Annotated in this window: 11 protein-coding genes; 4 read left to right on the top strand and 7 right to left on the bottom strand. The window is 65.9% G+C overall.

From position 1 onward, the window contains the following. Nucleotides 1-58: 58 nt before the first annotated feature. A complete protein-coding gene (locus tag A3M7_RS0130860) occupies nt 59-535 on the top strand; it encodes a MarR family transcriptional regulator (RefSeq protein ID WP_049823771.1) in 477 nt (158 codons plus the stop codon). Here A3M7_RS0130860 and A3M7_RS0130855 read toward each other — a convergent pair. The 3 genes from A3M7_RS0130855 to A3M7_RS0130845 all read right to left on the bottom strand — a co-directional run bounded on the left by A3M7_RS0130855 (nt 504) and on the right by A3M7_RS0130845 (nt 4,729). Further along, nucleotides 504-1,760, bottom strand: coding sequence for an O-antigen ligase (locus A3M7_RS0130855; protein WP_027547389.1), 1,257 nt, complete (start codon nt 1,758-1,760; stop codon nt 504-506). The genes A3M7_RS0130860 and A3M7_RS0130855 overlap by 32 nt on opposite strands. A gap of 169 nt (nt 1,761-1,929) precedes the next feature. Then, a complete protein-coding gene (locus A3M7_RS0130850; protein ID WP_027547388.1) occupies nt 1,930-3,480 on the bottom strand; it encodes an undecaprenyl-phosphate glucose phosphotransferase in 1,551 nt (516 codons plus the stop codon). Between the two features lie 115 nt (nt 3,481-3,595). Continuing rightward, on the bottom strand, nt 3,596-4,729 hold the full coding sequence (locus A3M7_RS0130845; protein ID WP_027547387.1) for a glycosyltransferase family 4 protein: 1,134 nt from the start codon (nt 4,727-4,729) through the stop codon (nt 3,596-3,598). 200 nt (nt 4,730-4,929) lie between these two features. Here A3M7_RS0130845 and A3M7_RS0130840 point away from each other — a divergent pair, with 200 nt between their 5' ends. Continuing rightward, nucleotides 4,930-7,197 (top strand): exopolysaccharide transport family protein, encoded by a 2,268-nt coding sequence (locus A3M7_RS0130840; protein WP_027547386.1) that lies wholly within the window; start codon nt 4,930-4,932, stop codon nt 7,195-7,197. 188 nt (nt 7,198-7,385) lie between these two features. Here A3M7_RS0130840 and A3M7_RS0130835 read toward each other — a convergent pair whose 3' ends face one another. After that, entirely contained in the window at nt 7,386-8,567 is a 1,182-nt protein-coding gene (locus A3M7_RS0130835) for a GNAT family N-acetyltransferase (RefSeq protein WP_027547385.1), read from the bottom strand. Between the two features lie 130 nt (nt 8,568-8,697). On the opposite strand from A3M7_RS0130835, the gene A3M7_RS0130830 reads away from it, so the two are divergent. Next, the gene (locus tag A3M7_RS0130830) at nt 8,698-9,738 is read left to right on the top strand and encodes a polysaccharide deacetylase family protein (RefSeq protein ID WP_027547384.1); all 1,041 of its coding nucleotides are present in this window, start codon (nt 8,698-8,700) and stop codon (nt 9,736-9,738) included. 5 nt (nt 9,739-9,743) lie between these two features. Here A3M7_RS0130830 and A3M7_RS0130825 read toward each other — a convergent pair whose 3' ends face one another. Beyond that, nucleotides 9,744-9,962 (bottom strand): DUF2842 domain-containing protein, encoded by a 219-nt coding sequence (locus tag A3M7_RS0130825; RefSeq protein WP_027547383.1) that lies wholly within the window; start codon nt 9,960-9,962, stop codon nt 9,744-9,746. A 123-nt stretch (nt 9,963-10,085) separates the two neighbouring features. Between A3M7_RS0130825 and A3M7_RS0130820 the strand changes: the two genes are divergently transcribed. After that, nucleotides 10,086-11,168 (top strand): COX15/CtaA family protein, encoded by a 1,083-nt coding sequence (locus A3M7_RS0130820; RefSeq protein WP_027547382.1) that lies wholly within the window; start codon nt 10,086-10,088, stop codon nt 11,166-11,168. 19 nt (nt 11,169-11,187) lie between these two features. Here the strand turns inward: A3M7_RS0130820 and A3M7_RS0130815 are convergent, their stop codons facing one another. Together A3M7_RS0130815 and A3M7_RS0130810 are read right to left on the bottom strand one after the other, a co-directional pair. Then, entirely contained in the window at nt 11,188-11,532 is a 345-nt protein-coding gene (locus A3M7_RS0130815; RefSeq protein WP_027547381.1) for a hypothetical protein, read from the bottom strand. Between the two features lie 211 nt (nt 11,533-11,743). After that, nucleotides 11,744-13,024 carry an O-acetylhomoserine aminocarboxypropyltransferase gene (locus A3M7_RS0130810; RefSeq protein ID WP_027547380.1) on the bottom strand — a complete coding sequence of 427 codons (1,281 nt, stop codon included), beginning with the start codon at nt 13,022-13,024 and terminating at the stop codon, nt 11,744-11,746. Between the last annotated feature and the right edge of the window lie 24 nt (nt 13,025-13,048).

Here is a 13,048-nt window from a genome sequence, read left to right as displayed (position 1 = left end):
GTCGGCCTTGTCAAGGACGAAGGCGCGCGCGGCGCTGTTGCAGGAACTCGAGGTGGCGATGCGCCGGTCGTCCGCGCAGGGCGTGCTCTATGGCCAGGCCGTTGCGAACGTTGCCGGAATTGCCAATTCCGACCTCGAATGCATGGACATTCTCTATCTCGAGGGACGCGTTACCGCAGGCCGGCTCGCCGAGGTGACAGGCCTCACGACGGGCGCCATCACCGGCGTGGTCGACCGGCTCGAGAAGGCTGGCCTCGTGCGCCGCGAGCGGGATGAGAAAGACCGCCGCAAGGTCTTCATCGCGGTCGTGCCGGAGGCGATGATGAAGATCGGCCAGTTCTACGTGCCGATGCAGCAGGCGATGGAGAAGGTCTTTGGCGGCTATTCCGACGAGGAGCTGCGTCTTTTGCTGCGCTTCGCGACCGAGGGCTACAAGGGCGTGCTCGCGGCCACCGAGGCGCTGAAGAGCCTTCTGGACACGCCGCCGGAGAAGCGTCCCGATCTCAAGCTGAAGAAGCTTCGTCGCGAGACTTGAGCTTATAGGCCTGCGCGGCTGCGATCATGCCCCACATCGCGCCCAGCATCATCCAGAAGTGCCGCCAGTGGTCGGTGTCGATCACGAAGCTTTCGCCGACGGTGCCGACGAAGGCGGAGAAGACCGCGAGATAGGCACGCTGCCAGGGCACACGGACGAAGATGTGCCGGAAGCCCATAATCACGGTGGTGAAGACCAGGGCGGGATAGCACACGCCGGAGAGCCAGCCGCCGGACATGAAGGCGTTGAGATAGGAGTTGTGGGTGTCCTCGGGGAAGAAGCGGTGGAATTGCAGGGGGCCGATGCCGAATGGCAGGTCGAGCGCCATCTCCGCACCTAGGATGTGCCGGCCGAAGCGGCCGAAGCGGCCCTCGTCATAGCTCTGGTCGAAGCTGGCGCGCTGCTTGAACATCTCGGCGGTGGAATCGAACGACAGCAGCACCGCGATCAGCGCGAGGCCCAGCACCGCGGCGACGATCGCCATGACGACAATGCGCGAGCGCTGCGCGTTGGTGCGGCTGGTCAGCACCATCAGCGCCAGCATGAAGGCGGAGGTCAGCACCAGCCCGCCCCAGGCGGCACGGGAGAAGGCGAGCAGGATCGCCAGCGACATGATGCCGAAGGCGATGACGTTGCGGAAGGCCTTAGCCAGCTTGTCGGAGACCACGCTCTGGAGCGCGAACAGCGCCGGCAGGATCAGGAAGGCGCCGAGCACGTTCGGGTCCTTGAACGTGCCCCGCGCACGTCCGTAGAGCGTGAGAAGGTCGTCTCCGCCGGGAACCAGGTGGAAGTAGCCGGCGACCGCCGCCAGCGAGGCAACCATCGCACCGACCACGAGGCCGCGGCGGAGCATGTCGAGCCGGGCCGCGGTGTCCTCGGACGTGACCATGGCGAAGAACACCACGGTCACCGCCATGTACCAGGAGGTCGCGATCCAGCTCACCACCTCGGGCTGCTCGAACAGCGGGATCGCGCTGATGGTGTAGCCGACATTGAGCAGGACCAGCATCAGTAGCAGCGGCATCAGCGCAAGCCGCAGGCGCAGGCCGGTGGCGAAGAAGGCGACGGTGGCGAGCAGCGTCACGATCTCGTAGGGGCTGGGTTCGATGAAGACGATGGCGCCGGAAGCGCCGACAAGCCACACCAGCGCGCGCTGGAGCGCCAGCACGCCGGGCGCAGCCGGCGCGGCTAATTTCACTCCACCGGCTGTCGCCGCATACGCCATCACACGCTCATACGCTTACGCAAACTGGTACACACAACTTCCGACGTCATGCCCCGCGAAGGCGGAGCATCTAGTACTCCGAGCCGTTCGTGGCAGTTTCTACTGCCGGCGATTACTGGATCGCCCGGTCAAGCCGGGCGATGACAGTGAGGCTCGGGTACGACAAAACTCAATACGCGTTCTCGTTCTTGGTCAGCAGCGAGATCGGCGTCTTCAGGAGAATGACGAGGTCGAACAGCACCGACCAGTTCTCGATGTAATAGAGGTCGAACTCGACGCGCTTCTGGATCTTCTCTTCGTTGTCGATCTCGCCGCGCCAGCCGTTGATCTGGGCCCAGCCGGTGATGCCGGGCTTGACGCGGTGGCGGGCGAAATAGCCGTCGACGGCTTCGTCGAACAGGCGGCTCTGGAGCTTGCCCTGCACCGCGTGCGGACGCGGGCCGACCAGGGAGAGGTTGCCGGAGAAGACCACGTTGAAGAGCTGCGGCAGCTCGTCGAGGCTGGTCTTGCGGATGAAGCGGCCGACGCGGGTCACGCGCGGATCGTCCTTGGTCACGACCTTCGAGGCCGTCGGATCAGCCTGGTGATGGTACATCGAGCGGAATTTGTAGACGTCGATGCGCTCGTTGTTGAAGCCGAAGCGTTTCTGGCGGAACAGCACCGGGCCGGGGCTGTCGAGCTTCACCGCCAGCGCCACCAGTCCCATCACCGGCAGGGCCGCGAGCAGCGCGAGACCGCCGACGAGGCGGTCGAACAGCCATTTCATCACGAGGTCCCAGTCGGTGATCGGCGCCTCGAACACGTCGAGCGTCGGGACTTCGCCGAGATAGGAGTAGGAGCGGGGACGGAAACGCAGCTTGTTGGTGTGGGCGGAGAGGCGGATGTCGACCGGCAGCACCCAGAGCTTCTTCAGCATCTCCAGGATGCGCGTTTCCGCCGAGATCGGCAGCGCGAACAGCACGAGATCGACGCGGGTGCGGCGGGCGAACTCGACGATATCGTCGACCTTGCCGAGCTTGCGCGCACCGGCGCAGGTGTCCAGCGCGCGGCTGTCGTTGCGGTCGTCGAACACGCCGAGCACGTGGATGTCGGAATCCTCCTGCGCCTTCAGTGCCTCCACCAGCTGCTCGCCGTTACTGTCGGAGCCGACGATGATGGTCCGGCGATCGAGCCGGCCCTCGCGTCCCCAGGCACGCACCAGCGAGCGCAGCACCAGGCGCTCGACGAAGAGCGCGCCGAGCCCGAGGACGTAGAAGGCGGCAAGCCACAGCCGCGATATTTCGCTGCCGAACTTGGCGAAGAAGGAGATGCCGATGAACAGCAGGAAAACGAACGACCAGGACGAGATCATCCGCGTCATCTGCCGGAGTTGACCGCGGAACAGCTGCACCTGGTAGATGTCGGCGGCCTGGAAGCAGACCACGGCGGCGACCGCGACGGCGAGGATCTCTGCCGGATAGTCCCAGCTGAAGGAGCCGGCTAGCGGCATGACGTAGCCGACATAGACCGCGATGCCGATCAGGCTCAGCAGCGCGAAGTCGGCAAGGCGCACGATGCCGGTGATTACGATCGGCGAATAGGCGCGGGCGACCTTCTGGTTGACGACGTCGAGCGCGGCGGGAGAGAGCCGGCGGCGGCGCTCCACAAAGGGCTGGTCAGCCAGCTTCGCCGCGGCACCGGTCGCGGCATCGAGCATCGAGCGTGCGTTGAGCGGTTCCACGGGCGTCCACGTCCATTCCAAAAACCCGCGGCGCAGCATTGCACCCGGGCGAGCATCCCCGGGCACTTCGTTATCGGACAAATCGGAAGAATCTCTAAAGCGACCTTAAGGATGGTTAATGATTGGCGAATGCGTCGCGATAGCCCGCGATCACGCCGTCAACCATCGCCTGCTGGGAGAAATACGCGGAGATGCGCTCGCGCAAGGCGGAGGCGCGCTGCGCTGTCGCCCGCGGATCGGCGAGTGCGGCCGCAATCGCTTCCGCCATCGCCTCGGCGTTGCTTGCCGCGAACAGGGCCGGGCTCTCCGTGCCGAAGATCTCTGGAATGCCGCCGACGCGCGCGGCGATCATGGGAATGCCGGCCGCGCCCGCCTCGATCACCACATAGGGCATGGAATCGCCGCGCGAGGGAACGACCAGCAGCCGCCCCTTGGAGAAGCCGTAGCGTGCCTTGACGTGGCCGATGAAGCGGATCGCGCTGGAGAGGCCGAGCCTATCGACCTGCGCCTTCAGCGCGGCCGTCTCCTCGCCGTCGCCGCCGAGCGTGAGGGTGACCTTCTTGCCGCCTTCGTGCAGGCGCGCCACGGCATCGACCAGCAGATCCGCGCCCTTGATGTGCCTGAACTCGCCGACATAGCAGAGGTCAGTGGCATCCTCGGTGGTGACAACAGGCTCGAATTCCTCCGGCGTCACGCCATTGAAGACGCAATGCACCACGCCCTTGGGCGTGCCGACGATGCGCTGATAGGTGTCGCGGGCAAAGGCGCTCTCGAACAGGAACAGGTCGGTCGCGCCCATCAACGACCGTTCGAGCCGCGCGTAGAATTCGCCTTTCACGGTGTTGAGTGGATAGTGCAGCGAGCCGCCATGCGGGGTGTAGATGCGGATGGTGTCGTCGGTGCGCCGCCGCATGCGGATGAAGGCGCCGGCCTTGGCGCCGTGGCCGTGCATGACGTCCGGCTTGAGCTTTGCGATCAGTCGCCGCATCCGCAGCCACACCAGGACATCGTCGGGCGACGGCTCGCGGCGGATCGCCATGCGGTGCATGCCGAGCTTCAGCCGCGGCGCGAGCTCGGTCAGCGTCTTGTCGGCGCGCTCGCCGCCGGTGAGGCTGTCGGCGAGAATCCCGACATGATGGCCGCGATCGACCTGGCCGTTGGCGACGTCGAGGATGTGGCGAAAGATGCCGCCCACGGGTGCGCGCACGGCGTGCAGGATGCGGAGCGGCCGGTCGGGAGAGGGGGGCATGATCTGAACCAGCGCTCGACGGCAAATGCCGAACAATTGTCGAAATATCGAGACGGATTAAGAGGCCTCGTGGTTAACAAACGGTGACGAGCGCGCGTGCGCTGATCGCGGGATTGCCCGATTAACCCAGCGGCAACCTTAATGGAGTGTAATCGCTCCGGTTGAGGTAGCTTGGCGGCGTTGCCCTGCGGGAGTATTCGATGCGTTTAGCGTTCTGGCGTGCCGGCAAGGTCAAGGCGGTGGTCGAACGGGCTGTTTCGAAGTCCAAAGCCGAAGCCAAGCCCGAAGCCAAGTCCAAGGTTGAAGCAAGGCCTGCGCCTGTTGTCACCCGGCAGGCGTCCGGCGAATCCGGCGACATCGATCTTCACGCGCTCGGTGCCGCGCTTGCGCGCAAGCGCGGCTGGATCATCGTGCCGACGGTGCTGGCGCTCGTCGCCTCCGTCGCCGTCGTCAATCTCGTGACGCCGCGCTACAAATCCGAGTCGCGTATCCTGATCGATGGCCGCGAGAACGTGTTCCTGCGTCCGAACAGCGACCGCAGCAACGAGGAGCGGCAGGCGCTCGACCCCGAGGCCGTCACCAGCCAGGTCCAGCTCGTGCTGTCGCGCGATCTCGCGCGCGAGATCATCAAGAAGAACAAGCTTGCGGAGCGGCCCGAATTCGATCCGGTGCTGCAAGGCATTTCACCGCTGAAGTCGCTTGCCGCGCTGATCGGCATCGGCCGCGATCCGTTCTCGATGACGCCGGAAGAGCGCGTGCTGGATGCTTATTACGAGCGTCTCCAGGCCTATGCCGTCGACAAGTCGCGCGTGATCGTGATCGAATTCCAGTCGGCTGACCCGGATCTCGCCGTGCGCGTCGCCAATTCGATCGCCGACGGCTATCTCGTGCTCCAGCAGAATGCGCGCCAGGACCAGGCGCGCAATGCCAGCCAATGGCTCGCGGGCGAGATCGAGAATCTGCGCAAGAAGGTTTCCGACGCCGAAGCCAAGGTCGAGGACTTCCGCTCCAAGTCGTCACTCTTCGTCGGCACCAACAACACCACGCTGTCGAACCAGCAGATGGGCGAGGTCAACACCCAGCTCAACAACGCGCGCTCGATGAGGGCAGATGCGGAATCCAAGGCGCGGCTGATCAAGGAGATGCTCCAGAGCGGCAAGCCGATCGAGGCGTCCGAGGTGGTGAACTCCGAGCTGATGCGGCGACTGTCCGAGCAGCGGGTCACGCTGCGGGCCCAGCTCGCCGAACAGTCGTCCACGCTGCTCGGCAATCACCCGCGGATCAAGGAGCTGAAGGCGCAGCTCGGCGACCTCGACAACCAGATTCGCGACGAGGCGGCCAAGATCTCCCGCTCGCTCGAAAGCGATGCGCGCATCGCCGGTGGCCGGGTCGATGGCCTGACCACGAGCCTCGAGCAGCTCAAGAAGCAGGCGACGTCGACCAACGGCCAGGACGTGCAGCTCCGCGCGCTCGAGCGTGAGGCCAAGGCGCAGCGCGACCTGCTGGAGACGTATCTTGGCAAGTATCGCGAGGCCAGCACCCGCGAGACCATCGACACAGCACCGGCGGAAGGCCGCATCATCTCGCGCGCCGTCGTCTCGAACACGCCGGCCTATCCGAAGAAACTTCCGATCGTGCTGATCGCGACGATCGCGACGCTGCTGCTCTCGTCCGGCGTCGTCGTTACCGGCGAGCTGTTGCGCCAGACCGCGCCGCGCGCCGTGGCTGTCTTTGCTCCGGCGCAGGCGCAAACGCAGGCGGCGGTTCGCCAGGAACCGTTCGTCCAGCCTGTGATCGAGCCGGTCGTCGAACCGGTCATGGAAGAGCCCGCGCCGCTTCAGCCGGAGATGACGGCCGATGCCGGTGTCACCGAGTTTGCCGAGATCGGGCATCTGGCCGACAGCCTGCGCGCCGCGTCGGCAAAAAAGATCACCGTGCTCGGCACCGCGTCAGGCGAAGCCGTCACGCTGTCGGCGCTGACGCTGGCCCGCCACCTGGCGCGCGATGCGCGGGTGGTCGTGGTCGATCTCGCCGCGTCCTCGCCGACGATTGCCGCGGTGTCCGTCGATGCCTCGGCGCCTGGCCTTGCCGAACTGATGCAGGGCGAAGCCTCGTTCGCCCAGGTGATCACCCGGGACAAGCTGTCGCGGCTGCATCTGGTGATGGCCGGCCGTCCCGGCTTCGACCGCAGCCTGCTGCAATCGCCGCGCGTGACGCTCGCGATCGACGCGCTGCTGCGGGCCTACGACCACGTGCTGCTCGATGCCGGCAGCGCCTCCGACCTTCCGGCGGAGCTGCTGACCGCCAATGCCCGCGCCGTCGTGGTGCCCGATGCGTCGATGGAGCCGGATGCGCGCACGCTGATGTGCGACCAGCTCAAGGCCGTCGGCTTCAGCGAGGTGACGATGCTGAGCAGGCCGGTGCAGCCATCGGATGCAATGGACACGCCGCGCGTGGTGGCGGCGTAGGCCTTTTACTCTCTCCCGCTTGTGGGAGAGGGTGCCGAGCGAAGCTCGGCGGGTGAGGGCTCACTCTTCGCGAGTTCGGAATCGTAGGGTGGGCTAAGGCGCACTTGCGCCGTGCCCACCACCTTTCAACGATTGCGGCAGAGGCGGTGGGCACGCTTCGCTTTGCCCACCCTACGCTACTACGAAGTCTACCCGAACGCCTGCCGCAGCCGTCGCGCCAGATCGAACAGCATCTGGTTCTGCTTCACCAGCCGCTTGCCGTGGCTGACCGAGGACATCGCCATTGCCGCAAGCTTGCCGCGCGAGGTCAGCGGCACGAAGCTGTCGAAAATGTCCTCGTCGTCCTTGCAGAACATCCGCTTGTACTCGTCCGAGCCGATGCCGAGGTCGAGTGAGCGGTAGCCGCGCTCGGCGTAGCGGTCGATGATGTAGCGCATCAGGATCAGGCCCGGGCTGTAGCGGGCGTGCTCGGACATGGTGTAGGTGTTGAACATCATCGAGAAGCGCTGGCCGTCGGCGACGCCGGCGAAGATCGCGATCACCTCGTCGTCGCATTCGAGCGCGTGGATGTCGATGACACGGCCTTCGCCGCGCGGCGACAGGCAGGCGCTGCGAACGAACTGCTCGACGCCCGGCTCGGCGAAGACGTCGGGCAGTTTCTGTTCGGCCATCCGCACCGGCTTGACGCGGAAGAACCAGTCGAGCAGGCGGGTGACGTCGGCGTCGGTGGTGGCGAGGTGATAACGATAGCCGGCGAGCGCCTGGAGCTTCTTCTCCTTGCTCTTGAGGCGGCGGCGGAACGAGTTGCTGATCCGCGATGCGGGCGGGCCGCCCGGCTCCATCACCAGCAGCGGGCAGCCGTTGATCGCACTCTGCCGCGGCAGCAGCGCGAACGGGTTCCGCTGCTCGTCCCAGCGCAGCGGCTGCTGCGTCAGCGAGAGCACGTCGACATGCTCGCGCAGCGGCGCAAGCAGCGCGTCGAGATCGGCGGCGACGGCCTGTGCCGCGAACTCGGCGTTCCACAGCCCCATGTTGTAGGTCGTATGCTTGCCGCCCATGAAGCAGGCCGTGCGCACCCCGTGGCCTTGGCGCAAGGAGAGCGGCAACAGCACCAGCGGCCTGCGCTCGGCGTCGCGGGCGATCACGATGAAGGGGCGGGCGCCATCGCGGCCGCCGACCAGCCGCTGCCAGGGACTGAGCAGGTCGAAGCGCTGGTAGGGCGTGAAGAGGTGGCCGCTCTCCTCGAAGGCGCGCCAGACCGGCTCGGCCTCGCCGGGATCCCGGACGATATCGACATGCGCGATACGGCTCGCTTTCGACCGCGCTGGCGCTTCTGCCGTCCGGCTTTGCATCGCCGCAGCCATGGTCATTCGCGAAACCTGTCGAGAAATCAAAAATGTACGTATTTCGGCCTGTGGCCGACCTTTGCAAAGAAATGTCAACAAAGGGTAATGACAATGGACGAGGGAACGGGCCGCCGGCGAGCGCGAAGGTGGGATATTGGCATCCGACGACAGATGGCTGGAACGGCTGCGCCTCGAGCTGACCTGGTTCACCGGCCAGGCTGCGCTGCGCAGTCGTGGGGCCGGCGCCATCCTGCGCTTTGCGCACGTGCGGCCGCGGCGGCGCGGCGGGTTTCAGCCGCTGCGCGAGGACGAGATCACGCCGCAATTCCTCGACCGTGCCATTCGGGCGCTGAAGCGCTGGAACTACGACATTCTCGGCATGGACGAGGTCTGCCGGCGTGCGGTGACGCTGCCGGAGAAGCGGCGCTTCGTGGCGCTCACCTTCGACGGCGCGCCTAAGGATCTCATCACGTTCGCCTATCCGGTGCTGACCCGCCACGCCGTGCCGTTCACGATCTATGTGCCCACCGCGTTTCCCGATGGCGTCGGGGAAGCCTGGTGGCTCGGGCTCGAGCAGGTGATCGCGCGCGAGAGCCGCATCAGCCTGATGATGGGCGAGAAGGAGCAGCGCTTCACCGTCACTGATAATGCCGAGAAGCGGGCGTTGTTCTCGCATCTCGAGAGCTGGCTGCGCTCGCTGCCGCCGGCGGATGTGTCGGCTGCGATCGCCGATCTCTGCACGCGCTACCGGATCGATCTCGTCAGGCTTTCGCGCGAGGCGTCGATGGATTGGGAGGATTTGGCGAAGCTTGCGGCCGATCCACTCGTCACGATCGGCAGCGCGACCGTGAACTATCCCGCTCTCGCCAACATGAAGGACACGGCGGCGCTGCGCGAGATGACGATGGGCAGGGTGGTTGCGGAAGCGGCCTTTCACCGCGAGATCAGGCATCTCGCCTTTCCGTTCGGCGATCGCGCCTCGTTCCGGCGCAGCCACGTGGTGATGGCGGAGGAGGCGGGCTTTGCCAGCGCGGTGTCGACCATACCGGGCATCGTGGATGCGGAAGGGCGAACCAATCTGCGCGCGCTGCCGCGGATTTCCTGGGACGGCCGGGTGCGCTCGCTGCGCATGCTGCGCGTGCTGGTGTCGGGAATTGCCTTTGCGCCGGTGAAACCGACGGGCAGCGCGACGTAGCAGCGTTACGTCGACTTGGCGCGATCAGGCCGCTGCATCCAGCTCACGATCGGCATCGCCGGCAGCACCCAGCCCATGCCGACCACCACGTAGTAGATCGCCTGCCGCCAGCCGGATTCGGCGATCCACGGCATCTGCGCCAGCGCCATGCCGAGCAGGGCCCAGACCGTGGCCAGCACCAGGAGCAGGATGGCGCCGAGGAACTTGCGGGTGCGGATCGTCATGACGGAATGCTGCGGCTTTCGCGTAACTTGCGCTGCGGGAGCGGGGGACTATAAGGGGCACGCAATCCGGTTCAAGCCTCTTGGTTCAAGTCTCTTTGGCACAAGGTTTGGTTTCGCCCTGAAATGACGACGAATTCCGCCCCGTCCGAGCCGTATCGCGCAGTGCGCTGGTGGCTGATTTCCGTGGCCGCGCTGATCGCGCTGATGGTGCTGGTCGGCGGCGCGACGCGGCTGACGGAATCCGGTCTCTCGATCGTCGAATGGAAGCCGGTGACGGGCAGCCTGCCGCCGCTCTCGGAGGTGCAGTGGGCCGAGGCGTTCGAGGCCTACAAGAAGATCCCGCAATATCGCGAGCTCAACGCGGGCATGAGCCTGTCCGAGTTCAAGGAGATTTTCTGGTGGGAGTGGAGCCACCGGCTGCTCGGCCGCTTGATCGGCGTCGCGTATCTCTTGCCGTTCCTGTTCTTCCTGTGGCGCGGTGGCCTGTCCGGTGAGTTGAAGCGCAGGCTGTGGCTGCTGTTCGCGCTCGGCGGGCTGCAAGGAGCGGTCGGCTGGTGGATGGTGGCCTCGGGTCTCACGGAGCGGGTCGAGGTGTCGCAATATCGGCTGGCGACGCATCTGGTGCTCGCGCTTCTGATCTTCGCCGGCATCGTCTGGACGGTACGGCGACTGGCCGACCGGCCGAAGATCGCAGGTCCCGCGCGGCTGCGGTTCACAAGTGCGCTGCTGCTCGTCGCGACCTTCGTGCAGATCTATTTCGGTGCGCTGGTCGCCGGCCTGCGCGCCGGGCGCGCCTACAACACCTGGCCGCAGATCGACGGTGCGCTCATTCCCTCTGCCGAGCGGCTGTGGTTCGAGACGCCGTGGTGGCGCAACATGTTCGACAATGTGCTGACGGTGCAGTTCGAGCACCGCATGACGGCCTATGCGCTGTTCGTGCTGGCGGCGCTGCACGCGTTCGATGCGGTGCGCTCGCGCGCAGGTTCAGCTGCGAGCGGCGCGCTGTGGCTGTTCGCGGCGGTGAGCCTGCAAGCGCTGCTCGGCATCCTCACGCTGCTCAACCAGGTGCCGATCGGGCTCGCGCTCGCGCACCAGGCGGTTGCGATCGTGGTGCTCACGCTTGCGGTGATGCAGGTGGAACGGCTGGCCTCGCGGCAGTCTGCGCAAGCCCAGCCGCGCGCGTTCCCGGTCAGTCAGCCCGGCTGACCACCATCGGCCCGGCTGATCAGCAATAGCCGTAGACGCCGCACGCGTAGGGCAGGCGCCAGAAATAGTCGACCTGCTTGCCGCCGTAATACGAGCCCTGATAGTCGTAGTCCCAGGGGCGGCCGTAATAGCCCGGCAGCGTGTGAGAGCCGGGCAGGAGCGGTGTGCCCGGCAGATTGCGGATGTAGCTGCCGATGCCATAGGCCGGCGAGATCAGGGCATCCGGATCGGTCTCCACGTAGACCTGTGGCGCCTCCTGCGGCGGCGCGGCGGCCTGCCGCTTCGGCGTGGCGCGAAGATCGGCGGCGAGCGCGCTTGAGAGCGTCAGCATCGCCGCAAGGGCAGGCAGCATCCAGCGCAGCATCGTCGGCTCCGAATCAAAGGGCGATCCAAAGACGATGTATGCGGCAGATGTGGTTAATGACTGTTAACCGGATCTGTGCGGCGCCTGGACAAATCTCACCGGCCGTCATTCCGGGGCGGCTCGCAGAGCCGAACCCGGAATCCAGAGATGAGCATATGACGTCGAGGTTCCGGGTTCGGTGCTTCGCACCGCCCCGGAACGACGAGGAAGACTACCCGCCCAGCGCCTGCTCCAGGTCCGCGATCAGGTCTTCCTTGTCCTCGATGCCGATCGAGAGCCGCACCACGTCGGGGCCGGCGCCGGACTTCACCTTGGCGGCGTCGTCGAGCTGGCTGTGCGTGGTCGAGGCCGGATGGATCACCAGCGAGCGGGTGTCGCCGACATTGGCCAGATGCGAGAACAGCTGCAGCTTCGACACCAGGCTGACGCCTGCGTCATAGCCGCCCTTGAGGCTGAAGGTGAACACGGCGCCTGCGCCCTTGGGCGCGTATTTGCGCGCTAGCTGGTTGTACTTGTCGCTGGCAAGGCCCGCATAGCTCACCGAGGCCACCGCCGGATGGCCGGCGAGGAATTCGGCGACCGCCTTGGCGTTGTCGCAGTGCTTCTGCATGCGCAGCGGCAGCGTCTCGATGCCGGTGAGGATCATGAAGGCGTTGAACGGCGACAGCGCCGGCCCGAGGTCGCGCAAGCCGAGCACGCGGCAGGCGATCGCGAAGGCGAAATTGCCAAAGGTCTCCTGGAGGCGGATGCCGTGATATTCCGGCCGCGGCTCCGACAGCATCGGATATTTGCCGCCCGCCGACCAGTCGAACGTGCCGGCATCGACGATGATGCCGCCGAGCGAATTGCCGTGGCCGCCCAGAAATTTCGTCAGCGAGTGCACGACGATGTCGGCGCCGTGGTCGATCGGGCGGATCAGGTAGGGCGAGGCCAGCGTGTTGTCGACGATCAGCGGCACGCCCGCCTTGCGCGCGACCGTCGAGATCGCCTCGATGTCGGTGATGCTGCCGCCGGGATTGGCGATGGACTCGATGAAGATCGCCTTGGTGCGCGGGGTGATTGCGCGCTCGAAGCTGGCGATGTCATCGGAATCGGCCCACACCACGTTCCAGCCGAAGCTCTTGAACGCATGCGTGAACTGGTTGATCGAGCCGCCATAGAGCTTTCGTGCGGCGATGAACTCGTCGCCGGGCTGGAGCAATTGCTGCAACACCACGACCTGCGCGGCGTGGCCGGAGGCAACGGCCAGCGCGGCCGTGCCGCCTTCGAGCGCCGCAACGCGCTCTTCCAGCACCGCGTTGGTGGGGTTGCCGATGCGGGTATAGATGTTGCCGAACGCCTGCAATCCGAACAGCGAGGCGGCGTGGTCGGCGTCGTTGAAGACGAAAGAGGTCGTTTGATAAATCGGAGTCGCGCGCGCACCGGTCGTCGGGTCGGGCTGTGCACCGGCATGCACGGCGAGGGTTGAAAATCCCGGAAGGCGATCGCTCATTGAGGGCGTCCTGTTCTTGTGGTC

Origin of the sequence: Bradyrhizobium sp. WSM2254 (genome assembly GCF_000472645.1) — a bacterium.
Classification (GTDB): Bacteria; Pseudomonadota; Alphaproteobacteria; order Rhizobiales; family Xanthobacteraceae; genus Bradyrhizobium; species Bradyrhizobium niftali.
This window is presented reverse-complemented; position numbering and strand designations above follow the sequence as displayed.